Source organism: Bradyrhizobium sp. sGM-13, assembly GCF_018398875.1.
GTDB lineage: Bacteria > Pseudomonadota > Alphaproteobacteria > Rhizobiales > Xanthobacteraceae > Bradyrhizobium.
In genome coordinates this window covers 217,618-244,314 of the sequence record NZ_JAGWDK010000006.1, presented here as the reverse complement: position 1 = coordinate 244,314, position 26,697 = coordinate 217,618, and the positions used below count along the sequence as shown (strand labels likewise).

The following is a 26,697-nucleotide window of genomic DNA, read 5'->3' as shown; positions in this document are numbered from 1 at the left end:
ATGTCGTCGAGTCTGGACGAATTTGGACGCAAGCTCACCGCTCTTCGCGCATCTCATTCTCGTGGAGAAACCGACGTTGCGGACGTGTGCGATCAATTGCGCGACCTGTGCTTTGGCATGTCGACGAGCCCTAACGCTCGTGACCGGGCCGCGAGCGCTCTCTCATTCCTAGGAGAACTGTCTAGCAACCCTCGTGCCATCGATGAACGGGGCTACTGGGGAGCCATCGAGTCAACGGCATGCTGCGTTCGCGCAAGTGATGAGCGCCTGACGGAAGAACTGGTGCGGCTGATCAGGGAGGGACTGCCGGTCGCTCGCAACATGGGCCAGGAAATCGGTACGTTCCGGGCTCTCCTGTCTTCTACCATGAGCGCGCACGAAATTCGCGACGCCATCTTCCAGGGTTTGCTGCTTACCCGTCACCTTCAGCTTTGCCTGGGAGAAATTATCGATGAGCTTAACCGACGCAACGAGGATGAATACGGAGAAGCATTCGACCGCATAGCCGGCAATTTCCTGCAGCGTAGTCTTGAGACTCGTCTATTCACGACTTGGTTCGAGTTCTACAACCCGGATATTCCCTGGACGGTCTCGCGTTATGTGCGGACCCATACTCCTCGACACATCTTGGCAGAGTGGGAGCGCAGAGGAAGGCCCGCGGACCATGACGCAAGAGCAACGATCCTGATAGACTGGAACGCCAGGAGCTAAAGAATGAGCGCGTTAACGGCGACCTCCACACGGCTTCGCCATCTTGGATGCATGCGATGACATCCAGCCTTGGCACACCAACCAACAACTAGAGAAGCAGAGACCCTGTTGCCTTGGGCCTACCGAAGGCGATCCCTCAAGGACGGCCTGAAAACAACGCATACGCGCTCCTACGGCAGCCGGTGAAGCAACTTGACCTGCCGACGAGCGCAACGGTCAGCGATGCGGGCTAGGACATCAGCCAGCCAGGCCTGCGGATCAACTTGTGCCGAATAGTGTTGGGAGGTGTGCGTCATTTGCGCGTACTTGTTGAGCGCGAGTACCGATTGTCCGTAACTTTAGGCGCGAAACGCCAAGCGTCTCCGGATAGACACGCCGTAGCACGATGACTGCTAGTACGGGTTGGAGATCAGCTTGCCGTTCGTCCCGTGGGACGACAGCATTGCGCCGATGCGCCCCTCGGATAGACCATCGCCAACGCGATCGGGTGCGCGCAGGCTACGGCCTGCAAGCCGCAGCGTTAACCAAGCCAAATCGGCCGGTTTCAAAATTTAACTACTTAAATCGATCTTCATCGTTTTGGCGATCTAAAATTGCGATCTGCATGGCCTCTAACTCGTCAACGCCACGCTGTTGTCGGTAGAAATTTATCAGAGCGGCTTGACGATCAGCGGTTAGCATTGCGAACACCGATCGAAAGCTCCGTCGAATTGAGGCCTCGTCTCCCAAAGGTTCAACAATCGATACGATGTCATCGTTCCGTTTCTGCAAGCCGCCGCTTTGATTGGGTTGCTCTGAGGCCCCTATACCTTTCTGTGCAGGTGATTTTTCCTCGCGAGATTTAGTCAGCCATGCAATCAGAATGAAGATCACGACTATGACGACAACATATTCCATCGCAGCCCTCCAGAACTGATGCTGGGGAATTTTGCGCGCCTTCGCAGTAGTCTGCACCTACCAATCTCGACTCGGTCCAAATTGGACGGCTCCAACGCAACGGGGCACAACGTTCCGCATTGTCGCCGAAGGCGGTCAAGGGAGCGGCTCCAGCGCATGCAGGTACTCCGTTGTCTTCTCACATCTGGCTTGGTTCAAACGTCAAATTGGGTCCGCCACGACGGTAGGTTCGGAATCTGAAGCCATCGTGGTCTGAGCCCGCAATTGCTCCAAAAATGGATAGCGCCCGCCATCTGGGAATTTCTGCTCGTTGGCGCGTGCAGAATTGCGCGCGCACTGCGCTCAAGCAGGAATCCTAGCACGGAGCGCGGCTGGCTGGAAGAAACCACACTGAGCGTCAAGTAGGTCGCTGCAGAAACCGGCAATCAACTTTGCGACAGCTCGAGCGCGATTTCAACCAATTGAACGGCGTCGTTCTCAGCGTTGCTCTATTACGTTATCGCCCTCGACCCCCGCAACTTGGCGCGAGCGCGGCACCGCGGTCACGCGGATCGCACCGGTGACGGAGCCATTCTTGCACTATCTGGCGCGCGATCTGGCACTCGGCTGAGAGCGCAATTCGGAAGCTCGAAAGGGGTCAGCGCAATGCGGACTGAGAACGTTCTGGCATCAGTTTCTCCCAACTGCAAACCTAACTGTCGCAGCCGGGTCTGGCGGCCGTCGGTAAATATGAAGTGAATTCAATGCGATGCAGGGCTCGAACCAACAGCCGGCTGGTCAAGAGTCAGTTGGGCCCGCTTCATAAATCTTGCCAAAGTAGTGCTAGGATGTCCCGATCGGCCTTAAGCTTCGCCACTTCGCGCTTGAGCCGTGTGATCTCGAGCCGCGCGCCCAGAGATTCGCGACGACACTACTCTTTCGGCCATCGAGGACACAATCGGAGACGGTAGATGCTAAGAAAGGGCTCAATGGTTACAAAGATTTTTCCACTGTCAGTCAGAAGTATTGATTCCGACATCCTTGCCGCATTTCAAGATGATTTGCAGAACGTCAAGAGTTCACCCTATCTTTCTGACGACAATTTTTTCTATCAACTCGCTCAAGAATTCGAGAACCTGTGTGATCGGATCGCTGAAAGAGATCCTTACCTCATTGATCTAATTTTTCACAAGCTTCTGGGTGAGGTCGAAGACCCGGCGAAATTCTTTGCAGCGTTCACCACCGTTTGTGCCTCGAGTCGAAACGAGTATTTTGTCAAAGGAGTCTACCAACGGTTTTTTTTACCGCGCTATCTAACCGATCTAGACGCGGGTCTCACTAGGCCATTTGTAAAAGATTATTGGAAAAGATCGGCCGAAGGAGAGCGTTCCTACCAGTACCCTAGGTACATGGGCGAATTGTGGAAGATCTACGATGAAAGATTGTACAATGCTTACAACTTCGAGAAGCCAGTTATCGCGGCGTTCGAACAGCTCACGTATGAAATCATCGGAGAACTATCAACCGAAAATGCTAACTATGTAAGGACCAAGTTTCGCGTGAGACACGCGAACGTCGACCGGGAGTCAGGCGCTTTTCTGAAATGGGCAGCAGAGAACAGCTATCAATCGCCGTTCGCACCAAAGTGATCGGAAGCGCCGAAAATAGTCACTTTGAGAATATCAAATGGAAGCGGCGGTGACTGCGACTATGGGGATCAATCATTGCACCGGCAACCTTGTTCGTGCGCCCTATTGCTTGGGTGCCTCAACCTTCTCCCATGTCAGGATCGCTGCCGGTATATCAGACGTCACTTGGATGAAAATTCCGCCGACTATCTCTAAGGCGTTGATCCGAACAGGCACTCGTTTCCCGACCTCACTTCGCGAATCAGAACTCATGATCGCCTCACCGACGTGGGTACCGATCACGATCGAGACCTCACCGTTGCTTAGATCGAAATCTGCGGCTGCCGCCACGCTGCACTCCCCCTCGCCATCGGCCTCCGGCGCTAAGCTTATGGTGAACCGCGGGTTGCCGGTCTCTTTGTCAAGGTAAGGCGTGATCCGGCGCAGGCGATGAGGAGTTCCGCTGGCGACGCGGGCAACCAGCTTCACACCTCCATTGGCGCTCGTGTTGATCGCGGCTGCGGTGTTGAGCCAAGTCTCGAAGGGTAACTTGCCGTCCGCCTTCGGCAGAACGGTCAATTCGAGTTCGACCCGAGTTTTCGCATCGGCCGGGAACAGGTAAGCGGCGCGATAGATCCTACTCATGGCGAGCCGGGGACGCACACTGAGCCTGCCTACCACCGAACCGTCGATGGCATAGTGATCGGCTTCCAATTTCCAGATGGCACTGAGCACGGCACTCTCGAGCTGTCGGATGAAGGACGACGTTTCCGTCTCCTTCAGCTCCAGATAGGCTCGTCCCCATGAGCGCTTCAGGTCATCGGACCACACGTCGGTTGAGGATTGCAGTGGTCTTTGGAGACGCCCACTTCGCAGGCGTTCCGCCAGACCCTGCTTGCCAAACTCGCTGGTCCCAATCGCCTTCCGGAGAGCGATCTCGGCTTGGGTAGGATTGAATACGACTGAGCCGGCGAGGAGCGACAGAACCGTGAACGATACGCTGGCAGAGATGAAGACGATCCCGAGAGTAACTCCCGACAGAAGAGCGACAAGCTCCACGACGCCGATCGCCGCTCCGACTAAGCCAATGGCCGCATCGACTCGTTCGCCGCTTTGCGTCTGCCGCTCGACTGCCAGCAGCGTCGACCAGATCGAAAAGACCCGCCCCATCGGCCCGGCAACCTTGTGAATCGGGTCGCCGATCTTCTGCGCCGATTTCAGGAGCGCAAGGAAGCGGCCGAGAGCCTCCTTTGCGCGACCGCTGCTCGCCCCTGCGGCGGTGGCTACAGTGACCATGTCCTTTGGCGAGGCTGAAATATCTGAGATCATCGAGACGAGTCCGCCGATGACTTTGGTAGTTTTCTCGCGCTCGCCCTCATTCTCCAGCGAGAACTTCGCCTCCGATAGCTCGACCGACAGGGCTGCAATCTTTATGGGTAGGAAGATCACGTCGATGTCGGAGAACAAGTCGTTGGGCTTTTTCTTTTCGAGCGCGCCGCGAAGTCGCCCCTCCCGCAGGCTGTCACTGAGATCGGACCGAAGCCGACCCAGATATGGGACGCCGACGAGACGCCCCTCGCGAACCGCGAAGACATTGCCTTCAAAGCTCTTCAGCCAGCTCATGTCCAGCTCGTCGAGCTTGCCTAGCCAAATGCCACGGCGGTGGAAGATGTCGGCGATTGACTTCATTGCTCCTTTGACGTTCAGGACGGTCGTCGTCGTCCCGGCCACCGCCTTGATCCCTGACGACAGGGACAAGGGCGTCACGAACGCAAAAGCCCTGAGGTCGTCGACCAGGAAACTGCGGCGGGCGCTCGAACCGAGCGAGGCCTGCAGCGACACGGAAATGCCCTGCAGCCAATCCTTCCAAGCCGATTGCTCCTCGTCTGCCCGGGGGAATTCGCGCTTGAAGCGTTGGCTCTCGAAGCGCAGTGACGCCTTCAGCGAGTGCAGAGCCTCGAAAGCGCGAATGGCGGCGCTTATCGCGCGTAACGGTGACGTATCGTTGCGATGCGTGAAAGATCTCACCATCCAGTGCGCGACCGCAGCGAGCATGCCATCCGGAAGTGGCGTCTCGTCCTTTGCCGCCTGCGCCAACCATTCGAGATCGGGGCGCAGCACGCCATGCGATCTCCCCTGCTTCATCCGCCAGTATTCCTCGTCCGCTGCCTGACAAAACCCGTTCTCGAAACTCGCCGGAAGTAGCTCGCGCAACGCGGTCGCATTAGCCATGATCGGTACGAGACGCTCGATGAGGTCGAACTCATGCAATTGGAGCAGCATCTCGGTGGTATTGAGAAAGATTGGCGGCGCCGACCTCCCTTCGGCGTCGTAGTCCTCCTCGACTATCACGAAGCGACCCAGAACGGGATCCCTGACCGCCGCCGCCTTGCTGAAAATGGTCCCCATGGTCTGGTCCAAACCATCGATTAGGGCGGCAAGCTTCACTCGCTCAGCTCGCCTGGCCACGCTTATTTCGAGACGATCGAGCTCGCGCTCCAGTTGCTCGGTGCGATCGACGATCGCGAATAGGCGTGGAAAGCTCAGCGCCATGGTCAACGTGACTTCGGCGCCCCTGACGAGTTCGACCCGTTGCGGCACGTAGATAACGGCCCACTCGGAAAGTGCCTTGTCATTATTGGGCTGGCCGTTGAGCGCAGCGGTCAATCTCCATGGAGCACCGGACCTCCCCCCTGCGCTCAAGATCTTGCCGTATGTGTCGCGCCAACGCGGCCGTCCCCCCCGGTGACGCTGCACATCGTGAAATTCCGCGCCATTGGGAGAGAACGCGAGGAACGGCAGGCCGATCTGCTTGCACTGGACATGGGTCGGCAGCCCGACAGCATTGGCTCCGGCCGCGACGAACTCGGTCGCCGTCTCCCAGCTCAGCTCCCCAAGGGGGATCTCGATGCGCTGCGCATCCCAGCCCACGGCCGGTTGTTGTTCGGCGGGCGGATCGGCCATGGGCGGCTGCAGCGCTCCGAGGTTGTAGAAAACCGTCTTCCGACTAACCACGGGCGTGCTACCACGCATCTGCGCAAACGCGAGGTCAATCTGGATGCCGCGTGGGAAGGCACGGCGCAGCATCTGGTAGTTGACCGCATCATCTAGCTCGAAACGAACGGCGACGGTGAAGCTCTCGCCCCTCGTCGGCTCCTCTAATCCGTCGCCGGCACTGGCGGGCTCGCGCTCTCCGCCGCAGCCAGCGGCGGCCGGCCTTGTTTCGCTGTCGAAGGCTATAGTTTGCCCGGCGTCGACCACCTCCCAGGTGGCCTCCAACATCCCGCCGTGTTGGCCCACGGGGTTGCTCGCGCTGGGACTGGCGACCGCCTTGAGTCTGCCTTTCGTCCCCAGCATGCCGAGCTTTCTTTTCCCGACCGTGTTGCCGGCCGTCGCTTCGCCCGTGACGATCGCCGAAACCTGTCCAACCTTGCCCTCGATGGGAAAGTCAGGCGTAATGTAACCGCGCCCTTTCAGCTCGCGTTCGAGAGCCTCCAGCAAATCGCTCTCGAACGCCGCAGGCCGGCCGGCAACTTTGTATCGATCGGCCGTGCCGTTGACGTCGATCTTGCCTGGTTCCAGCAACCAGCTGGGCCCCCAGGACCAACCATTTGTTGGAGTGACCAGAATTCTTGCACCCGATACGGCAATCCCAGGCATGGCAATTCCGAGCTTGCGACCATCTCGTCAGTCTAAGCCGTGGGCTTCGGCAGATTTTTGTCACACTACGCCCGCGTCTCTGGTCAAGGTAAGGGGTATTGATTATGGTTGGGCTGTGGGGAGTTTACGATGGCGGCAGGACCAAGGACGGCATCAAAAACTAAGAAAACTGCATCACCCGCCGCGCAAGCGGCAGACATTCCCCTCTTCAGAAATGGACAGTTACTTCGCGCCGAGGACTTAAATCAGGCGTTCGAGCTGACGCGACGGTATGCCGAGCGGCTTGCTCATGGGCACGGTTCATTGGGCGTTTTCCGCCCGGCGGGCGCCCTGGCCGCAACCCTTACGGTCAGCGGCGAGGGGCACCTCAAGGGCACCGGCGTCTGGATTGTTGACCAGGTTGGCCGGACGTTCCACTTCGATGCGATCGACCACCCGGCCAGCAAGTCGGCGAAGGCGATCGCGATTGTGCGGGAAGGTCAAATCGATGATGCGGCCGAGGCGGCGGGATACAAGATCGCTGCAGTCGGTACAGGGGGCTGGACTGTAACCGCCGGGCTCGCCTGCCTCGCCGCCGTGGACAGGGTCGAGGCTGAGCTGGCAGCCCTGATGGAGGCGGCGCAATCGTGGCGCCGCCGGTTGCTCGAGCCGAGCCGCATCGTCAATCCGGTGGACCACGTCGCGGCTGCGCCGGTCCTGGTTTCCTTCGATCAGACGATGCAGCCCGATCTCGCGACTATCGATGCGCCAAGCGCTTTTCACCGGCTGACATCCTTTGCTGCGCTCGCTCGGCACGCGCTGCGGGCTTCCGACCCGGCCTCGTTCGAGGAGTTGATCTCGGCGCCTGAGGCGACGGTCGATGCGACGGAAGCCTGGCTGCGGACCTGGACAGTCGCTTTCAGTGCGAATGGCGTCCTCGACCGGCTGCTGATCACCGGAAACAAGCTGAACGCCGAGGTCAATAAGTCGCGACGGGGCCTCAGGGGGCAAGTCCGCTGCGTGTTCAGCCTCGGCCACCCGCAGCCCGCCAAGGTCCGGCTTTCATTCTCCAGCCGGCCGCCTCCGGTGCAGTGGGGGTTCGACGACGCGGCCCTGCAGCCGTTGCGCGAGAGCAGCAGAGTCTCGGGTTCGCCTGATGAGTGGCTGTACGACCTGCCGGTCGAGGGTCGGGCAAAGTCACTGGTCGTGATCGGGCCTGAGGACACTCGGGTGGAAGGTCGCTCCGGCTAGAGCGCGTTCGAGGGGGCAGGAATGACGGTATCGAGGTCTACTGGTAGCACCAGCACTGAAATGGCGGAGCCCGAGATGTACCCGGATCGCCTGAGGAACCTGGGCGAGGAACTCGCCGACTTTCGGACGACGCTGAAGGCCCTGACGCGATCCACGGCCGACCCGGAATCGCTGTCGCAACTCGAAACCGAGATCCGAGCCAAGTTTCGCGGCCTGGCTGCGAGGTTACCGGCGATGGCTGAGCTCGCTCCCGAACTCGGCGATGATGTCCGCGACCTACCCGTCGAGGCACATTACGCCATCTGGTCCGAACTAATCGAAGCCGGGTGGAACGAAGGTACCGGCGCCATCGCCCGTGGCCTGCTGCTCGATTTGTGGGACATTTGGCTGGCCGGGGCCGGCAGCAATGGGGAACTGACGGACGCAGCACTGGCGCAGGGGCCCGGCGTGAGACCGGCCGTCGTGCGCGACCTACTGGCAACCGGCAATGGCATCTTCGCTCAGTTGCTGCCCGGAGAGAGAGCCGACTTTGCAACCTCGATCAGCACCGCAGGGCTCGACGTCGCTCGCCGCATCGCCGCGGAAGGCCAGTCAGCGCCGCTCTCGCTGCGCTCCACCCTCTACGCCCTGCTGCGGCTCGACCGCCTCATGCAGGCGGCGGATGCGGGACGCGACACCATCGTAGCCGAAGCCGCGACGCTTCGCGCCTACAAGGAAAGCCGTGGTGCAGCGAAAGCGCCCACCGACATCTCGGCTGCGCTCTTGGTCGCAGACGGGAAGGGCCGCGAGACGACTGGCCGCGATGAAGCCTACTCAGTGCTGCTCTATTTCAGCGGCGTGGCAACCGATACCCCGACCGGTGAGTACGGCACGTCTTCGGTAGCCGAACTCCTTGGCCGCTTTAACGGCGCGGGCGTGAGTGCCGAAGACATTGACGATCTGCTCAATTTCTGGGCGGCGAGGCATCCCATCTTCGGGCACGCGCTGGCCGATATGTTTGACCATCGCTTCTGGAGCCCGGAGTTGGATGCCGGACCGTCGAACGGTTTCGCGGCTCCGCACCTGGGTGACCTATGGGTCGCCGTCTTAGGTGCGCCACGCGTGGGCAAGACCCATTTCATCTTCGCGACCGAAAAGGCGCTCAACAGCAAGGCGCATTCGGGCCTCAGGACCGAGGTCGAGCCGTTCCCCTACCCGGAGAGCGACCGGAAGACCGCGGCGGCCAAGATCGAGGAGATTCGGCCGCGCTGGGAAGCGGGCACGGCCGGCGACATGAACACGGTGCGGGGCGGCTGGCGTGTCCTGGCCCGCGTCGATACCGCGTACCATGCCAGTTTTCGCTTCTTCGACGTTGCCGGCGAGCAGCTATGGAGTGCGGACACGCGGGCTCCGTCCGGCGTGCTTGCCGACAATCTGCGCGGGCTCAACCAACGCGCATTGATCTTCTTTGACGCCGCGGACGAAACCCACGACGGCCGCAATTATCCCGTGATCTTCCAGAACTTGCTCGGCGATCTCAAGGACATCCCGGTCTATCTCGTTATCAATAAGTCCGATCAGATTGTCGAGCGGTATGCCGGACCGGTCCAGGACGCGATACGCCAGATACTCGGCGGTCGGGCCGAGGACCTGCAGAAGTACAAGGACGCGCGCGGCAACGAACAACAGCTGCCGTTCTTCAGCCTCCGCAGCGTCGATGTCCAGCGGCTGAAGGGTGGGGCGGCGGACGTGGTCAAGACTCTGCGCAGCCATCGCGGCATCGTCAAGCGTCCGCTTCTTCAGGCTCAGCTCGCAGCAGACATCGCTCGCCTCAGCCCGGTTATTGACACCCTCCTCGCGCAAGGCAACCGCGACATCTCCATCGTCTACGCAACCTGCCTCGCGGCCGGTGTTCCGGACCACCTGCTTCCTCTCAATCAGCTTTGGGAGGATCTGACTCAGCGGCTGCTGGCGGCTACAGCTAGCCAGCGCAAAGCCGGGTTCAAAGAGTTGCTCAAGGGGCGCATCGATGCCGACCGGACAGCAGCCGCCAGTCACCTGGAGGCCGTAGAGGCGACCGTCGCGCAAAGTGCCGCACTGGCGTTCGCCGCCAATGGTGCACCCAGTCCGTCACGGCCGCCGGAAGTGACCGTGGCGGAGGGCGATTGGGAGAATTGTATCTCCCAAATCGCCAAGATCGATCCCGATCACCCGCTCATTGCCACGGGAAAAGGGGTACTGGCCGCTGCCGCCCAAGCGCGAGTGGTGAGGGACAAAGTGCTTCCCGATGCCATCGAGGCTCTCCTTCGCGAGGCGGGCATCGATCTGAATGGCGACGTGGTTGAAATCGTCGCCAAGACCCAGAGGCCGACGACCGACGTCGAACTCGAGGCCGATATCCTCGAGCAGGTGAAGCAGGGCCTGGCGTCCGTTCAATGGGAGGCCAACGGCAAAGTGACCTTCTTCTCGGAATATCAACGCGACGAGCTGGCCAAACTAATCGGGCGCGCCCTTCCGTCGGCCCTTGAGGCTTCTGACGCAAGGCCAATGGTCGCGCCCCCGGGAAAGCTGGCCGGGCCGGAGCGCACCGCCGCCTACGACGTCCTGGAAGGCGTGCAGTCAGGCACGGAATCCAGGATCTGGGAGCGCCAAGTCTCCCCCGAGGTCGCACATCGCATCCTGGGTGCCGGCCGAATTACCACAATTGGCGAGCTGTTTGCGATGGGCAAACAGGACTGGCAGATGGCCGATCAGCTTGCCCTGACCGATGCTCTCTACGCGGTTTCGGAGGGAAACAGCGACTACCGCGCCCAGTGGCTGCGCTTGGGCAACAAAGACCTGCACCAGTTCGCAGTGCTGACCGAACGGTTGGCCGTAGACAAGCGGGCGTTCCGGATCAACTTGCTTGAATGCCTGCAGGTTCTCTATTCGACGCTCGACGACCTGCGGGCGCTCGATCTCGCCCGGTTCGTCGACTACACCATGGCCTTCCGCGTCCTGCAGTACCTTGCTCGCCTGAACGCTGCAGGCCTGCCTACCGGCGACGAGCAGCTGCATGCGCTCATACGCTCCATTGCGTTGCCACCCCCCCCGGCCAGCAGCGCGCCCGCACCAGCCGCTCCCGCCAAGCCTCCCGCAGCAGCCGCCAATCCGGCGGCTGTCGGCCCGGCGTCCGCCGCACCGCCTCAGGGCGCCTTGCACTCCGTTGCGACAACGCTGCGGTCTCTGCAGGAAATGTTCTCGGCCTTCCGTCGTCAGCATCATTCAATCCTTGACGAGAGACAGCAGGAGACCGCTACTGAAACGTGGCTTCTAGACTCGATATCGTGGGGCCGCAGGGCCCGGACCGCCAGTGCACTGCGAGCCTTCGAGGCGATACGCGCAGAAAAGGGCACGCAACTGGCCGATGTCGTCGAAAGCGCCAGGTCACTCGATGTCTCTTTGGGCCAGCAGGTCGAGGCCGTTAACAAGGCACGGCGTGTCACGAACGAAGTATTGACCTCACATGCGCTGGTGGAGGCCTGCCTCTCCGCGACGCGGCGCCTAGGTGTAAAGGACACAGAAAAACGGCATGACGTCGAACGATCGCTCCAGCTCTTCGTGAAGCGCTACCACTCAATGCTTGCCGGGGAGCTTCGTCGCGAGGATTTCCGCAACAAGGTCCGGGAATTGTTCGAGAAGCGCAGGCTGCTGAACGTTACCTCGGCCTTCTTCTATCTCGAGCAAGGCCAGTGGATCAAACGTTCGCGAGCCGTACGGCAGTCGCTCTCGGATGACCTCGCAAGGCAGTCGGAGAAGGCGCAGAACCTGCAGACCGCAATTGCCGGCAAGCTACTGCCGGTGCAAGGCGTGCGGAGGGCTGGGCCCGGCGACCGCGACTTCGTCACCGCAATCGACAAGCTCGAGGCCGAGCTCGTGGAGCTCGGCGACCTCATCACAGCGGCCGACAACTTGGCTTCCCCATGAGCTGGTTCGTAATCGAGTTCGCCAAGCAGCAGGGTTACGTCATCAAAGGTGCCGCGCCCGACGAGCAGCCTGATGCCGATCGTCTCTTTTCGACCTGGCTGCCATTCGGCGCACTGGGGGAGTCGGTTGCCGCGGTCGGCCACCAGAAGGCCGCTGACGACTTTTGGTACGTAGTGGTCAAGCCCGCAGGCTCTAACTCCATCTATGCGCACCGGGTCAACCGCAGCGAGTACCGGTCGCTTGGCTTTTCCCCGTTCGTGGATGCGCTCGCGGCGCCTTGCGCCGAGGAGCTTGGCCTCGATACCGTGTCACCGGGACCCTTGCGATGGGTCGGCAAGCCGGACGGCAGGATCACCAGCGGAGGCGGAGCGCCGACCCTGCAGCTGGCACAGCGGCTTTTCGAAGCACTGAGCGAGACCGACCGCGAGCCGGACTACATTTCAATTGCCCCCGAAAGGGGAACTGCGCGAAACGCGGCGCACTGCCGCTTCCTTTTCGAACCTGGCGCCAAACTAGATCGCGTCGCCGCGGCCGCTGCGGTCGGCCGGCCGACGGCAACGGACACGGATCCTTCGATTCGGCAGGCTGTGCGGACCGCTACCCAACAAGGTGCGGAAACCAGCCGAGGCCTGCGCAATCTTGAGAAAAGCTTTAACTCGCTGTCTGAGGCAGGTGCTGAGGAACGCGTCGGCATGGATCGCAGGATCCAGGCTGTGTACGATCGCCTTGGCAATATCGATGAACGCCTGGGCAAGGTCGGCCAGCGTGAACCGATGACGTCACCTTTGCCAGACAACAAGCCCGGGTCAGTGATCGGGGCCCACACCTTCGCAGCCGCCGCCCTCGCTTTGATCATGGCGATCGGGTTAGCCGTTAACCAGTTCTCGGTGGCTTCTGCAGTTAACCAGCTACCCACGAGCGTGACGGTCGGCCTGTTGGAGCGGAGGGTCGAGACCGCCGAGCGACGCCTCGATGGAGCGATCACAGCACAGAGCTCGGAGGCTCAAGCCAGGCAAGCTGCAATTATCGACTTAGACAACAAGATTGCGGCCCTCAAGACCTCAGCAGATACGCTGAGGACGTTTCTGGGGCCCGATGCGGATGTCAGTCAGTCTTCGCTTGCCTTGTTTGTCGATGGACGACTCGCGAAAGCAGGTATTACCGACGACCTCCACGCTGCCGAGCGATTGCGAGTGCTCGGCGACGACCTGACCAGCATCCAAACCTTTTTGGGAGACACGTCAACCGGCACGCTGCACTTGCGGCTGAAGAGTATTCCCGCGGCCGATGTTCAAGCGGACGGAAAACCGGTAGCGAAACTACTGGAAGACCTCGCAAAGCAGATCTCTGACCTCAAGAGGGCTGCCTGTAGGCTCAGCTCGTTCCGCGGCAAGCCGCCCTGCCCTTCCCTCCAGCTGGGGGAACCGGAATGAGCGAATACTTGTTCATCGGCCGCATCGAATCTCTGGACCGCAGCCTCCCAGCCTGGATCAAGGAGGTACCCCAGCTCTTGCGCGGGTCGCCAGTTCCCGTCGAAGCCAAGGATTATTGGCCCGCCGCCGGAGCTATCGGTGCAACCGAGCTCCGGCTGGTCCCGAACACGGAAGCCCCTGATGGGTGGCTGGCTGGCGCGTCAGACAACGCGGCCGTCATCGACGTGCTTGGGCGCGACAACGCCAAGCTGCTGGTCTGGGGCTCTGATTTCAAGCTTAGGAAATTTCAGCTCACCGACGTGAAGGATGACAAGTCGAGGCCGGTCGCATTTTTCGAGCGGATCGACGTCGACGGCGCCAAGGAGCACTTCTTTGGTCTAACGATCGACCCGTGGCTGGAGAGCCTGCAACCGTTCCGTCAGATCCCGACGCCTGCGAGCGCGGTGCGTCAGCAAGAGTACGCAATTGTCGAGCTTCGAGAGCGCCGCGCGCTCGGCGATGGCGGAGTGGACGCTCACCTCAATCCGGTCGCGATCCGCCTGGAAGGGTCGGCAGCATGGCCCTTGCCGAGCGCCGCGGGTACGCACAGCGCCACCGCTGCACTGGCGGAAATCGGGAGGCGCCGGAGTTGGTGGCTCATCCCTTGTCTGTCGGAAAATGAAGTAGCTCGGGCAACCGCGTTGGAGATGCTCGAGCATCGGCTTGCCGGCCGGCCGCCGGCAGCCATCGACCTGCTGCTTCGTCGGACGTCCGCAGGCGACAATGACCCGGTCGTTCCGCGCGCCGTTGACTTTGTGGGCCTGGATGTGCTGCGCGGCACCTTCCGGTTCTCGGCGGCTTCGCGGACCTGGTCCTGGACCGAGCCGAACCTCGACCTCGAGAGCGTCGATTTCAAATTCGCCGCCAGGGCTCTAGGACGCCTCGGAGTTGAGCGCCTCGCCCCGGACAAGCTTGCGGCAAAGGCGACAGCCTTCACTGAGCAGCAGCGGCCCCCTGCGGACGCGCCGATCGACCTGGGGCACCGCGGAACGCTGGAGGTGCAACTGGAGCGCGTCGGGCAAAGAACGGCTGAGCGACCCTTGGAGATTGAGTTCGCCGTCGCGGTCCTGGCCGAGCTTCGCAAGCGCTTCGCCGAGCCTGCCCGGCTTCCGGCGAACCTGGGCAACGAGCGAGGCGGCAAGTTCCAGCTGCATCACGAACTCGATGCCTTTGCCCAAGCGTTTCTCGTCCCGCAGTCCAGCCTGACCGCGGACCTTCCCCTGCTAGAGGACCATTTCGACGGCGAAGTCGACAGCGCCATGACCAAAGCGCATTCCGCGTTCGAGCAACCCTACATGCTCGACCTGGTCAAGACCGTACGGGACGGCGGAGCAACGTTTCTTGCAGTCCTCAATAAGCAAAGGCCGCTCGAGGCGGTGCCTCCGATCCTTTACCGGCCGAACTGGTGGCAGGACTACCTGAGGCAGCTCTTCTGGGCACCGGCTGAGGCGCGCCCAATCCTCAAAGCGGCAACACGAGGTTTCCATCTCGATGAGGATTACCTAGATCAGGTCAACGGCCCGCCCTTGGGAGCGGGCGGCGCGGGATGGCGGCCAACCCACGCACTGGGAGAGCCATAAGCGATGTCTCTCGACCAGGCCAAGCTCAAGGAGATTATCGGCCGGCTCGGCAACAACGCTTTCGCCGCCGGACAGGCGCTGGGCCCGCAACACCTGTTCATGGCCGCACTGGCCAAGCGCTCCGAGCGGACCTCGGACCCCGCTGCCCGCCTTGCCCACGATGCCATCGCTCGACACCTGTTGCCGGCCACCGAGAAGGCCGCGGCGGAGCAGGACGTGTCGAGCGCAACCTTCGATGCGCTTGAGGCGATCGAGCGCTGCCTCGAGTTCCTCGCCGACAAGCCGGATCTGCCCGACTTCGACCAGTTGCTGTGGTGGTTGCTGGCTGACAACTACGATGACGCCTTCAACTTCTTCGAGGCCTGCCGCCGCGTCTGCTACGCCAATCGCATGACGCCTGCCGCCTTTGTCGCCACCGACGGGACCATCGCGGGCAAATCAGAAATCGGCCTCGGCTTCTTCATTGCCGATGACTCCAGTGCCGACGACAAGCTCATTGGCCGGGACGCCGATATCGAGCGGCACCTGGGGTTGTTGCGCAATGCGTTGCTCGCCGACCGGCACTATTTGATCACCGGCGAGCGAGGCGTTGGCAAGACGATTTTCCTTGAGACGTTGCTCCAGCGCGCGCAGCGACGCTTCGCCACCGAAGCAAGCGAGCGCCTACGCCGCCGGCGCTTTCTTGTGTTGCGCCCCGACGATTTGATGTTCGATGCCGAAACGACTAAACAGCGCGTGACGACCGTGTTCGATCTGCTTCGGCGCGATCCTTCGATTATCCCGGCGTTCGACGACATCCACACGTTTCTCGAACCGGCCCTGCCGAGTGCCTCGGCGTTCCGCGAGATGATCGGCTTGCACCTGCTCCGCCCGCGCCAGAGCTTCGTGCTGGTTAGCACGGTGACGCCGGCCCGCAAAGACGAACTGCTGCGCACGCTGCAGGCGCATCCCCTGCCCGCACTCGACGGCGACTCCACCGGACGGCTGACCTCGAACATGCTGGAGGCGCGGCGGCGGGAAAATGCCGCCAAGCTGACGCTCGATCCAAGCGCTGATGTTATTGCTCGGGAGATCGTCGCCTCCGCTCGCGAGTACTACCCGGGCCGCTTCTTCCCGGAAGTTGCGCTCCATCTGGCCTCAAGTACCATCGAGCGAGGCGTCGCCCGCGTCGGCTTCCTGAAGGAGGCGCCGCTCGACAGCATCGGCCTCGATGATCTGAAGGCGGCGATCGTCGGCGAACTCGGTATCGCCCCGGAGACCCTCGGTCAGAATCCGGATGCGTTCTACACCGAGCTGGACCGCAAGCTGGGCGCACAGATCATCGGGCAGGATCACGCGGTGCGACTGGTGACACGGGTGCTTGCCGCCGAGCGGAAGGTGGGGTCGACCGAGCTGCCGCGCGGACGGTTCCTGTTCGCCGGCCCGCCCGGCGTCGGCAAGACGCTGCTGTCGCGACAGCTAGCGCGCAATCTCGGCTATGACCAGGATGCGTTCATCGTCCTCAATATGAGCGAGTACTCCACCGACGGTTCGCGCACGCGGTTCATCGGCGCCGACCCGGGCTACGTCGGCTACGGCGCTTCGCGCACCATCTACGATGTGGCACACAGCCGCCCCAGCTGCGTCATCCTGCTCGACGAGATTGATCGGGCGCATCCCTCGATCCAGGACATCCTGCTGTCGATACTCGAGGGGCGGGGCAACAATGCCAATGGCGAGGAAGTGCGCTTCTCCCAGGCGATCATCATCATGACGACCAACCTCGGGCAGGAGCAGATTGAGGCGGCCTATCGCGACATGCGCGAGGACGGGGACGATCGGAAAACCATCGCCGCGTCTTTCGACGACGCACGCCTGCGCGAACTCATCCTGATGGGGGCAACCGACAAGTTCGAGATGGAGATGCTCGACCGGTTGGATGCAGCAATCGAGGCGGCGCGCGTCCCGGCGGCGCAGGCAGATCTTGCGTCCATTGACCTTTATCTGAGTTTGAAGCAGCGCCGGGCTGCCCTGCAGCAGAACCGGCGCCATTCGAGCCTGGATAGGGCCTTCTTGGACCGGATTGACTTCATCGTGCCGTTCTTTCCGATCGATGAAATCGGCGACCTCACGCGTGTGGTGCAACTGAAACTTAAATCGCTGCGCTGGTCGGATTGTCCCGAGGACATTCAATCGGCAGTTGTTCGCGAGGTCGCCGGCGCCGGTTCGATCCGGATGATCGAGCGGCTCATCAAGAAACGACGACTGGACATGTGGTATGGGCAATCACAGGACCGAAATACGCGTTCGGACCGTCAGGAAAAAACCGGAGGAAAATAATGGCATTAGCCAACGATCAGCTCGCAAGACTGCGGGAGTACAATCGGACGATTCAATTCATCGGCAAGTTCAACCAGAACCCTGAGAAGACGAGGAGCTTCGTGTTCGACAGTCGAAACACGGAGGAGGGAGCGCCTGGGGCACCTCAGGTGCAGGCGATCTTCGAGGCAGTCCGCCCCCAGGTCCTGAAGGTCGGCAACAAAGCGCTGCGAGTGGGCAACACCATCTACGACAGCTACACCTTAGAGCAGCCCGGCTACATCCCCAAAGCCGGCGAGGCAATCACCGAGATCGAGCTCGATCCGGAGGACGCGTTGTTCGAGGTTATCGGCGACAGCAACCCTCTAAGCAACCCAGTGCTGCGCGCGCAAAAGATCGGCGGCGGGCTGTTCCGCACGCTCGTCCAGAACCTTGACGGGCTCGCGCAATTCATGACCAGCGGCTTCACAAACGCGCTCCTGACGGTTGCCGACGGGTACGCCTCAGAACGCGCGGGTCAATTGCTGGATAAGCTGCGTGGCGTCGTCTTTCAGCCAGGCGCTTCGACAGCGGCCCACTTCGAACACCCGCAGATCGCCGGGGCAGTCGTCAAGTATCTGCTCGCCAGCCCGGCCGACGAGAGCAGTGCGCATCAGCAGCTCCTGGCTGCGTATGCTGCATTTCCTTTCTTCCAGGACAACGCAATTCAGTCAGACGCCGCCAACGCCATGGCCCAGGCAATGCGCGATCTTCGGCTAACGGTCCTCGACGCAAAACGCGCCGACGCTACCTGGGAGAAGATGGCAACGCGGGAGCCATTCACGACCGGTTGGCTAAAAAACTACGCCAGCGACCCGCGATTCGACCTGTCGCTGGACGAGCGGATCGTCAAGGGCGGCAGCTTCATGGATGTCTACCGGGCATATCGGCGACGCTCTGACGCCGTTCACGCGTTCGCGCGGTCCCTGCCGCATCAGTCCTTCTTCTTTGTCTGGCTGATGAGCAAATACGATGCCTACGACAGCCAAGCAGCTCTGCCCAAGGTCGGCCGGGCCGTCTTCGAACAGACCATGAAGGACCGGCAAGGGGTGCGGTTCAGCACCGGAGCAGAAGATCAACGGCTCAGCGCCGACCTGATCTCGCGCGCCGTGGACACGGCCCTTGCAACCTCCCTCAAGGATTTCGAGAAAGAACTTCAGGCGCCCCTTACCGGAATCATTACGGGCCTCGGTCAAGTGCTGGTGAGCAAAATCGGTGGCAAGACCCCCTTCACCCGGGGCGCGCTGGACAAGAAAGTCGAAAGCCTGCTGCTGACACTCGGCTTCCGGCTAGCCGGACCCGCGGCCAAAGCAGTGGACGAGGCCGAGAAGTACGCCGACCGGCTGGTGGAGGTGCATCATGAGGTCCTGCGGCTTGCTGGTCCGGCTCCGTCGGAAGAAGCGCGGCTGAAGAATGTGGTCGAGGGGCTCACGAAGGAGTCCGCGGGCGCGGACGTGGACGTCAAGCAAATGCGTCAGCGTGTTGTCTCGGCGCTTTCGGCGGTCAAGCTGGGCAAAGATGAACGGGCCCTGAGGCGGGCTCTAGACGTAACGGTCGAGGAGTATGCGACCAGTTCGGTGGGTTATCTAGTGGGCCTCCTTGCCAAGGCCAAGGTTGAGCTCGGCGTGCAGCTTGGTGTGCTTAAGCGCATCCTGGCGCTGAGGCGAAGCCGCGACCTCGATACTTCCGGGAAAAAGGTGGCCCTACCGGCGCGGGTCATTGCCGCCGGCGGACTGCGTCACTACGACGAGGTCAAGAGCCGCGGCTGGCGCGCTGAAGGGGCGGCGGAGCGTGAGAAGGCTACCCTCAAGGCAGCAATCGCCGGCCAGAATGCCAACGCTCCGGCTACGATCAAGCTCCCGCTGACCCAGCAAGCCATCGATGCCCTCGGCGGGCCGCCACCAGCGGACAAACCGGTCAAGCCGCGGAACGGAAAGCTGAAGGTCGGAGACACCGACGCAGCAAGCATCGTCGTCGATCCGGCCGCGGGAACAGCGGAGATCAGCTACAAGCCAGCGATCCTCAAGGCCAGCGTGGCAGAACTGAAGGCGGTCGTATCGGGCGCGGGGCCGGACGTTACCATTCCCGGCACGGTCCTTGATGCCGATGGGGCTCTGACCGGTGCGCTGAAGGCAGAACAGGACCTGCGATCGGCACTGCCCCAGCCGGGCGACGAGGACAAATATAGCGACCTCTCGGCCTTCTTCGACAGACTGGCGCACGTCTATAGGAACAAGGGCTCGCTGAGCGAGGCGTCGCACGAAGTCCTCAAGCGCGAAGTCCGGGCGGCACTGCTCGGCGAGTTCATCGAAGCGGCCCCCGAGGACAAGACGGTGCTCAATCTGCGCGACCTCAGCCAGGTCGTGGGGTTCAGCATGGACGCGGTCAAGGAGATTGGCGCAAGCGGACTGCCCGCGACGCTCATCGAGAACAAGCCCGACAACGAGTCCTATGCGGGACTCAAGAACATTCCGTTCGATGCATACTACCCGGTGCCCAACGACCTCAGGGAAGGCTCGGATCAGATCGCGAACATCATTCGCTTCCACCTCCGGCTGACCGACAGCGTGCTCGATCTCGCGGACTACCTCGGCGACGTCGTGAACCTCCGCAGTACCGCCATCACCGTACCTACTGATACGCGGCTCATCGTCACGAGTATGACGCTGGCCGAGCACAACGCCAAGCTTGTGGCAAATCCGGTCAGCTACGCCAACAACGGATTCCCGTCCTTCATCTACCTCAGCAAGTCGGCGGTGCCTACCGAGGACTCGATGCGCGCGCTGTCGGACTTTTATGGCTCGCACCACCAGAACTACTACCCGCCCCAGCAGAGCGATCAGTCCCTGCCGCTGGTGCCGATTGTCCTCTCCGCGAACCTCGTGGCCCCCACCGAGGTCCATTTCCCGGTCATCTCGGCGGCAAGCCTGCAACCTTTCGAGGCCAGGACCAATCATACGCCGCCCAAGAATGATCAGCCTGCCAACGAGGCAGGACTCATCTGGGCTAAGCCCAACGATCCCGAAGGCGTCGGCTTCGAACTGGCCTTGCTGCTGAGCCTCTTCGCCGACGACAACAAGCTGGCGCAGCTGGACGACCAGGCCTCGTCCTCGATGCCCTTTACTGCCTGGGTCAAGAAAACCTACGGGATTGACTTCCAGGACGGCCGGAGCCTGGTCTCGATCCTGCGGGGAATATGGCTCAACCGCAAGGTGCACAACGCGCATCCCGCGAGCGGCTCGCTATCACAGGCGTCCCCCCTCCTCTACGCGCTTGTCGGGGTCCGGCTGGTCAATATTGCGATCCTTGAGAGGACCGCGCTTTCTCCAGGTGCAGCGCTCGCCGACTCGAGACTGCTGCTGGATGGGTTGGCCCGCTCGGCCGGTGGCCGCGCGGAGACCCTGAGGGCAGCGTTCGACCTGCCAGCGCTGCGCGAGTTTGGCGACCGGGGCATAACGCTGAAGCAGATCGACACGGGTCCGACCGTGACTGATCTCGGACCCGCGGTCGCGCTGTGGAACTTCGGGCGGTCCGAGGGAAAGTGGCTTCGTGTCGAAATTGAAGGTTTCGACCGCCCACTGGATTTTGATGCCAAAACATCCGTTTGGCTGGCGGGATTCCCCAAGATTTAGCACCGACGCAAGGAGCATGTTCGATGTACACACTAAGCCGAGGCGTAGATAGGGACATTGCCATTGTTTCGAGCCGCCTGACGAGCTTTTGGATTAGACTCATGTTCACCCTCCAACCTAATGGGCTCGTCGCACTGCAGACGGCTCATTTTGCCGTCTACCTGACCTATAGCCATACCGACGTCGACAATGGCCATCAGCCGCAGAACATCCCGTTTCCGGGTGGAGCCGGCGGAACGGGCACACTCCAGATCAGCAGGCGGGGGGTCAACGAGACGCTTGTCATCAAGCGCACGCGATTGCTGCGACGCTCGGCGATTCGGCGCAGCAACGAAGTTGGCATCCTCATGCTGTTCGACGTCAACAATCCTGGTGCCGTCGATGAGCCATGGATCGACGCGGCGGGCTGGGCGCCGGTCGTTCCAGATTTGGGAGTCAATGCCGACAACACTCGGTTCGCGCCCTCGCGCGCTTCGTTTGGCGCCTTCCAAGAGCGCTTTGTCCACGAAGTCGGCCTCACCACAAATAACCAGGGGGTTACCGAACTCGCTCTGGTGCTCGACCTGCAGCAGCAGCCCATGACCGCCCAGATCACCGGGACGGCACTGGCCGGGCATACTTTTCCGACGCTTTCGCTGCGCGCAGAGGGAGGAGGCCAGACCCCCTTCTTCCTCCCCAACAGCATCGCCGTCCCGGTTCGCGGCTGCGTCATGGCTGCGGTTGGCGCGTTCGCCCAGATGGATGCCGATCTATTGTTGCGGAGTTGGGTCGCCGATGCGGCCGAGCTTACCAAGTCGCTGTCCGAACTGATCTGGTCGCCGCACAATGTGGCTACCGGTCATGAGGGAAGGATGGTCCGCAAGGTCGGAAACGTCCACAGCACCGACAGCAGCGACAACAGTCTTTTCGGCGACGCGTCAGTCGTTCGCGAGGCCCTCTATATGCAAGCTAATCCTCCGGCTGGTGCTGCGGCTGGCGCTGCCGGGCAGTCCTTCCACCCCGACCCGGGGTTCATCTGAACAGTGGCTCAATCCCATGCCTTACGTCGCCTTCGACAGCACCGAGCTCGACATCAGCGGCCTGGCCGTTACGTTGGCGCTCGGCGATGCGCCGATCCTGGAGGTGCTCATCGACAGGCGAGGAGATTTCGATCCTCTCGCGCTGCTTCGGACACTCCCCCAGTGCCATTTAAAATGGCACGACAAGATATTCCCATTCGAGTTGCTGGGGTTTGAGCTAGCCGGTGAAGCGAGAACCCGTGTTGTCGGTCGGTGCATCGACCACGCCGCGCGCGAGTGGTTCGCGGCAACCGCGCTTGGTTCGGACGCTGGCGAAGTCGCCTATGTCATCTACCAGCGCGGGCTCAAGGAAGAGGCCAAGGACTATTTCGCCCGCATGTTTGCACCTGCCTTGCGAAGCGCCGGAACGGACTTCACTGCCCTTGCGGTTGCGTCCAAACCGCTCGGCTGCATGATCCGTGACAGCGCCATCGACAATCGCACACACCTTAATCGCGTCTGCCGGCTTGTGCGCAAATCCGTACCCCAGCTTCTTGGCTGGTGGGCCAACGGTAAGAACGAAGGATTCGTCCACCTGGCGATCACCGGCAAGGCTGTTGACGCGGATCTCTCGGAAGGCTGGGTGGCGCCTGGCGCAACCCGTCTCTCCGGCTACGACGGCCAGACAATGCGCCGCAGCCCGCTGGTGCTGCACCGAAGCTTTCGTGGCCTCACCGAACCGCACCACTTCCTCGCCCAGCTGCTGCTCGCCGAGGGTGACCGGTGGGGCGGGCTTGCGCAAGTCGCGCAGCTTCCTGGCCGGCCCGGTTCGTTCATGTTCGGCGCCCAGCGCTGGATTTGCGCCAGTATCCGCTATGAGCTGCGCGTCCCCGGCTTCGTCAGCAATCCGGGCGCGGGGTCGGTCGTCGTGACGGCGACGCTCGATGCCCCGCTACTCGACGACGAAGCCGGCGGCACCCGACTGTGGGTTGAGGGTGTAGCAGGCGACTGGTCCGCCGATGGCGGGCAACTCGAACTCAACCCGCCCAAGGGCGGCAACTGGACCGTCATGGCAGCGCCCGGCGGCACCGAAGCTTTGCTAGCGGTCCCGCTCTCGCCGACAGGCTTCGGCGCGAACCGTGGCCACGCCGGCTTTTATGCCAGGCATATTGCCGGCGACAACCTAGTGGTCGCCATCGATGGGCATGGCATGCCGCACGCGCTGGGCGGCCACCGGCGACGCATCGCAGCGATCGACGAAGCCGCCTTCGACCTGGTTCTGAGTGCCGCCAAGGTCGGGCTGCTGACGAGCAGTGACGCGTCCGACCCCACCGCCTCAGATGGACTGGTCGCGGCAGGGCGCAAGACGACAGTCTCCGGCGATCAGTTGTCGGTTCTTGGTACTACGTTGATCGTGGCCCCCGGCGAGGTCGACGCCACGGGGGATGTAACGGTCCACGGCACGTTCGATGCGACGCCGTGACCCCCGCAAATCCGCGCGGCCCTATATCTCGCCGTCCTTAGGCACACCGTGGCCAAATGCCGGGGCGGTGCTCAATCTCGCTGAAGTTTCCGACCGATTGTCTCGGTCATCCGGCATCGTTCTGTGGATGCACAGCCAAGACAATTCAGACAGCCAGCCCGTCGATACCAGAAACTGGCAGTATAGCGTGCGCTACCTTCTTTAAGCCGGAGGGATTGAGATCATGACCTGACGCGCTGATTTACGGCCTTCGGAAAGCGGGGGTATGCCGCTATTGCCGCGCTTGCCGGCCCAAGTACACCGCTCGCCGCCCGAGCGGCCTGGTAAGATGACCAGATGTCAGCTGTAGGTGCCTTGCGCTGAAACCCATAGATCAAAGTACGTTCATACGAGACGAAATCTAAGAACTCTGTCTAGTCATGGATCAATGACCGTCCCAACTGCGGTGAATGCAGCCTTCGAGTTAGCAATTCCGAGTTTCCATATCGAACCGTCTCACCGAGATGGCTGAATTTATGAGGAGAGCATCAGTATGCTAATCGGGCACGGCTTTACCTGCCCGCAGCAAAGTTGCTCGCCTGGTTGGGCGGCAACGGTTTAGTCAACATCAAATTCGAGGATCGAAAGGCATGAAGGGCGTCGATCAAGTCGTTCACGATCGTCGGCGAGGAAGGTGCCGCCATCAAGGCATAGCAGGACAACATGGGTGAGCCCTATCGCTTGGGCGTCACCCTCTGGATCTGCAAGGACGGTGCCGACCGCGGGGCCGGCGTCTTCCGCCAGGATCATCACCTCGAACAACTGATCTCCAACCTCAGGCTCATACGGAACAAGAAACGATGAACCCGAAGTTTCTACCAACCACGCTCGACGGACAGATTGACCGCGTCGTCGAGGAAAGCGGCGAGGTCGCCGAGGTGATGGGGAGAGTGCTCCAGATCATCGGCAAGACCGGCAGATTTGGTCTGACCAGCGCTCACCCCGAAGGCGGGCCGAACAACGCAGCGCTGTTACTGTCAGAACTGGCCGATTTGCGACACGCTATCTCCGTCGTCGAGAACGGGATCACAGATCGCGCCAGGATCGTGAGATCGACCTCCGAGCTGGTCTGGACTGTCGCGCGCCATGGAAAACTGCCCCCTCAGCGTCACGAGGAATTGCCCCCTCCTCGGATAGCTGAGGAGAGAGTGAATGAAGCGGGAACGAATCACTGAAGGCTCGCCGTGGAATGATCCACGGGGGCAGGTGATGAAGACGCCGGATGACGTGGCGGAGATGATGCGCCTGAGGGCGTGCGGGTGGGGTGTGAAGCGGATTGCGCGGAAGGCGGAGGCGCTGGCGACGACGCGGTTTGAGACGCCCCCGGGCCGGCAGCTGCAGATCGACTTCGGGGAGCGCCTGGTCGAGATCGGAGGGGCGAAAGTCAAGGCATTCGTGTTCGTGGCAACGCTTGGACACTCGCGACGGCTCCATGTGCGTGCGTTCCGGGCCGAGAGGCAGGAGCATTGGTTCGCCGGGCTCGAGAGCACATTCACGACCTTCAGCGGTGTGCCGGAGGAAGTGCTGATGGACAATCCACGCGCGCTTGTCGTGCGCCACGACGCAGTGAGCCGGTCGGTTCAGTTCAACGACAAGCTGATAGCCTTCGCAAAACATTGGGGCTTTCGCCCTCGCGCCTGCGCGCCATATCGGGCGCGCACGAAGGGCAAGACGGAGAACGGCGTCGGCTACGTGAAGAAGAACGCGATCGCCGGTCATTGCTTCCCAAGTTGGGAAGCGTTCGAGGCGCATCTCGACAGATGGGAGCGTGAGGTTGCGAACGTTCGGATCCACGGCACGACCGGCGAGGCGCCGATCATCCGCTTCGCGCGTGACGAGATACATCGGTTGAAGCCGCTCGGCGGGCAGCCGTCGTTCGGATCCTTGCGTGAACTGTCCCGCGTCGTCGGCAATGATTGCGCCGTCGAGATCGACACGAACAGCTACTCGGTACCGTGGCGCCTGATTGGTGAGCGCGTGGCGGTAACGATCGCGGCCGGCGAAGTGCGGATCCGCCATGGATTGCACCAGGTTGCGGTCCACAAGCAATCGGAGGGTCGCCGGCTGCGGATCATCGACTCCGCCCATCTCGATGGTGTTGCTGGTCGCAATGGCGCGGTCCGCCGGGCGGAGATCGCGGCGGCGGTGCTGGCGCCGTCCTCACCGCCGTCGTTGTTACGTCCTCTTGCCGAATATGAAGCCGCGGTCGGAGGAAGCTTCTGATGACGATGGCAAAAAAGGTAATGGAAGCAACGACCGATCCGCTAGATGCCATGCTGGCGCGATTGCAGCTCTCCGGGATCCGCGATCAGCTCGACAGCCTCCTCGACGAGGCGGCGCGCGCGAACTTGTCGGCGCGTGAGACGCTGATCTTGCTGTGCGAGCGCGAGATCGCACGCAAGGACCATCGCCGCATCGAGATGGCGCTGAAGCTCGCACACTTCCCGGCCGTGAAGGAGCTTGCTGGCTTTGACTTCGAGGCGCAGCCGTCAATCGATCCAAAGCAGATCCGCGATCTTGCCGCGTCACGTTGGATCGCTAACGGCGAGAATGTGCTGCTGCTCGGGCCGCCCGGCGTCGGCAAGACGCACTTGTCGATCGCGCTGGGGCGAGAGGCAATCCTGGCCGGGTACACGGTGCAGTTCACCACTGCGACGACGCTGGTCGCGGGCCTTGCCAAGGCGCATGGCGAACGGCGTCTGGACGAGAAACTGCTCGCGCTGTCGAAGCCAAAGCTGCTGATCGTCGACGAGCTCGGCTACCTGCCGCTGGAACCTGACGCGGCACATCTGTTCTTCCAACTGGTCAGCCGGCGCTATGAAACTGGCGCCATGCTGATCACCTCGAACCGCAGTGTTGCCGAATGGGGCACCGTGTTCGCCGATCCCGTGGTCGCCACCGCGATCCTCGACCGGCTCTTGCACCACAGCCACGTGCTGACGATCCGCGGCGACAGCTACCGGCTCCGAGCCAAGCGCAAGAGCGGCCTCATCAAGACGCCGACCGCCGGTGACGGCCCTCCGGTCGGCTCCGCCTCCCTCCGGCCCGTCACCGGCGGAAACAACCTTCAACCGAGATCATAATCCCGATGGTGGGGGCAGTATAA

Annotated in this window: 15 protein-coding genes and 1 pseudogene; 13 read left to right on the top strand and 3 right to left on the bottom strand. The window is 61.8% G+C overall.

Going from position 1 to position 26,697, the window contains the following annotated elements; all coding sequences use genetic code 11:
* A complete protein-coding gene (locus tag KJQ96_RS11625; RefSeq protein WP_213286747.1) occupies positions 1 to 711 on the top strand; it encodes a hypothetical protein in 711 nt (236 codons plus the stop codon).
* Between the two features lie 555 nt (positions 712 to 1,266).
* Here the strand turns inward: KJQ96_RS11625 and KJQ96_RS11620 are convergent.
* The gene (locus KJQ96_RS11620; protein ID WP_213286746.1) at positions 1,267 to 1,608 is read right to left on the bottom strand and encodes a hypothetical protein; all 342 of its coding nucleotides are present in this window, start codon (positions 1,606 to 1,608) and stop codon (positions 1,267 to 1,269) included.
* A gap of 968 nt (positions 1,609 to 2,576) precedes the next feature.
* Between KJQ96_RS11620 and KJQ96_RS11615 the strand changes: the two genes are divergently transcribed.
* Complete coding sequence (locus tag KJQ96_RS11615; protein ID WP_213286745.1) at positions 2,577 to 3,236, top strand: hypothetical protein; 660 nt, start codon at positions 2,577 to 2,579, stop codon at positions 3,234 to 3,236.
* A 102-nt stretch (positions 3,237 to 3,338) separates the two neighbouring features.
* Here KJQ96_RS11615 and KJQ96_RS11610 read toward each other — a convergent pair whose 3' ends face one another.
* The gene (locus KJQ96_RS11610; RefSeq protein WP_213286744.1) at positions 3,339 to 6,875 is read right to left on the bottom strand and encodes a hypothetical protein; all 3,537 of its coding nucleotides are present in this window, start codon (positions 6,873 to 6,875) and stop codon (positions 3,339 to 3,341) included.
* 303 nt (positions 6,876 to 7,178) lie between these two features.
* Between KJQ96_RS11610 and KJQ96_RS11605 the strand changes: the two genes are divergently transcribed.
* The 8 genes from KJQ96_RS11605 (at position 7,179) to KJQ96_RS11570 (ending at position 23,552) form a co-directional block, all read left to right on the top strand.
* Positions 7,179 to 8,105, top strand: coding sequence for a hypothetical protein (locus KJQ96_RS11605; protein WP_213286743.1), 927 nt, complete (start codon positions 7,179 to 7,181; stop codon positions 8,103 to 8,105).
* Between the two features lie 75 nt (positions 8,106 to 8,180).
* A complete protein-coding gene (locus KJQ96_RS11600) occupies positions 8,181 to 12,050 on the top strand; it encodes a hypothetical protein (protein WP_213286742.1) in 3,870 nt (1,289 codons plus the stop codon).
* Entirely contained in the window at positions 12,047 to 13,483 is a 1,437-nt protein-coding gene (locus KJQ96_RS11595; RefSeq protein ID WP_213286741.1) for a hypothetical protein, read from the top strand. The genes KJQ96_RS11600 and KJQ96_RS11595 overlap by 4 nt, the downstream gene beginning before the upstream one ends.
* Positions 13,480 to 15,102 carry a hypothetical protein gene (locus KJQ96_RS11590; RefSeq protein WP_213286740.1) on the top strand — a complete coding sequence of 541 codons (1,623 nt, stop codon included), beginning with the start codon at positions 13,480 to 13,482 and terminating at the stop codon, positions 15,100 to 15,102. The genes KJQ96_RS11595 and KJQ96_RS11590 overlap by 4 nt, the downstream gene beginning before the upstream one ends.
* Before the next feature lie 3 nt (positions 15,103 to 15,105).
* Positions 15,106 to 17,421 carry an AAA family ATPase gene (locus KJQ96_RS11585; protein ID WP_213286739.1) on the top strand — a complete coding sequence of 772 codons (2,316 nt, stop codon included), beginning with the start codon at positions 15,106 to 15,108 and terminating at the stop codon, positions 17,419 to 17,421.
* Complete coding sequence (locus tag KJQ96_RS11580) at positions 17,421 to 21,071, top strand: hypothetical protein (protein ID WP_213286738.1); 3,651 nt, start codon at positions 17,421 to 17,423, stop codon at positions 21,069 to 21,071. The genes KJQ96_RS11585 and KJQ96_RS11580 overlap by 1 nt, the downstream gene beginning before the upstream one ends.
* A gap of 101 nt (positions 21,072 to 21,172) precedes the next feature.
* A complete protein-coding gene (locus KJQ96_RS11575) occupies positions 21,173 to 22,090 on the top strand; it encodes a hypothetical protein (RefSeq protein WP_213286737.1) in 918 nt (305 codons plus the stop codon).
* Positions 22,091 to 22,106: 16 nt separating this feature from the next.
* A complete protein-coding gene (locus tag KJQ96_RS11570) occupies positions 22,107 to 23,552 on the top strand; it encodes a hypothetical protein (RefSeq protein ID WP_213286736.1) in 1,446 nt (481 codons plus the stop codon).
* Positions 23,553 to 24,149: 597 nt separating this feature from the next.
* Here the strand turns inward: KJQ96_RS11570 and KJQ96_RS11565 are convergent.
* A complete protein-coding gene (locus tag KJQ96_RS11565) occupies positions 24,150 to 24,353 on the bottom strand; it encodes a hypothetical protein (RefSeq protein ID WP_213286735.1) in 204 nt (67 codons plus the stop codon).
* A gap of 38 nt (positions 24,354 to 24,391) precedes the next feature.
* Here KJQ96_RS11565 and KJQ96_RS11560 point away from each other — a divergent pair, with 38 nt between their 5' ends.
* From KJQ96_RS11560 to istB, 3 genes and pseudogenes are all read left to right on the top strand, one after another.
* Positions 24,392 to 24,766, top strand: a complete 375-nt coding sequence (locus KJQ96_RS11560) for a hypothetical protein (RefSeq protein WP_213286734.1) — start codon at positions 24,392 to 24,394, stop codon at positions 24,764 to 24,766.
* Positions 24,767 to 24,830: 64 nt separating this feature from the next.
* Positions 24,831 to 25,814, top strand: a pseudogene (istA, locus tag KJQ96_RS11555) (IS21 family transposase); the annotation flags it as partial.
* The gene (gene istB / locus KJQ96_RS11550; RefSeq protein WP_305829269.1) at positions 25,814 to 26,674 is read left to right on the top strand and encodes an IS21-like element helper ATPase IstB; all 861 of its coding nucleotides are present in this window, start codon (positions 25,814 to 25,816) and stop codon (positions 26,672 to 26,674) included. The pseudogene istA and the gene istB, both read left to right, overlap by 1 nt.
* Positions 26,675 to 26,697 lie beyond the last annotated feature (23 nt).

Coding starts and splice junctions, on each gene's coding strand:
- KJQ96_RS11600 (WP_213286742.1), top strand. CDS start 8,181: ATGTACCCGGATCGCCTGAGGAACCTGGGCGAGGAACTCGCCGACTTT.
- KJQ96_RS11580 (WP_213286738.1), top strand. CDS start 17,421: ATGGCATTAGCCAACGATCAGCTCGCAAGACTGCGGGAGTACAATCGG.
- KJQ96_RS11590 (WP_213286740.1), top strand. CDS start 13,480: ATGAGCGAATACTTGTTCATCGGCCGCATCGAATCTCTGGACCGCAGC.
- KJQ96_RS11570 (WP_213286736.1), top strand. CDS start 22,107: ATGCCTTACGTCGCCTTCGACAGCACCGAGCTCGACATCAGCGGCCTG.
- KJQ96_RS11575 (WP_213286737.1), top strand. CDS start 21,173: ATGTTCACCCTCCAACCTAATGGGCTCGTCGCACTGCAGACGGCTCAT.
- KJQ96_RS11615 (WP_213286745.1), top strand. CDS start 2,577: ATGGTTACAAAGATTTTTCCACTGTCAGTCAGAAGTATTGATTCCGAC.
- KJQ96_RS11610 (WP_213286744.1), bottom strand. CDS start 6,875: ATGCCTGGGATTGCCGTATCGGGTGCAAGAATTCTGGTCACTCCAACA.
- KJQ96_RS11620 (WP_213286746.1), bottom strand. CDS start 1,608: ATGGAATATGTTGTCGTCATAGTCGTGATCTTCATTCTGATTGCATGG.
- KJQ96_RS11625 (WP_213286747.1), top strand. CDS start 1: ATGTCGTCGAGTCTGGACGAATTTGGACGCAAGCTCACCGCTCTTCGC.
- KJQ96_RS11595 (WP_213286741.1), top strand. CDS start 12,047: ATGAGCTGGTTCGTAATCGAGTTCGCCAAGCAGCAGGGTTACGTCATC.
- istB (WP_305829269.1), top strand. CDS start 25,814: ATGACGATGGCAAAAAAGGTAATGGAAGCAACGACCGATCCGCTAGAT.
- KJQ96_RS11585 (WP_213286739.1), top strand. CDS start 15,106: ATGTCTCTCGACCAGGCCAAGCTCAAGGAGATTATCGGCCGGCTCGGC.
- KJQ96_RS11560 (WP_213286734.1), top strand. CDS start 24,392: ATGAACCCGAAGTTTCTACCAACCACGCTCGACGGACAGATTGACCGC.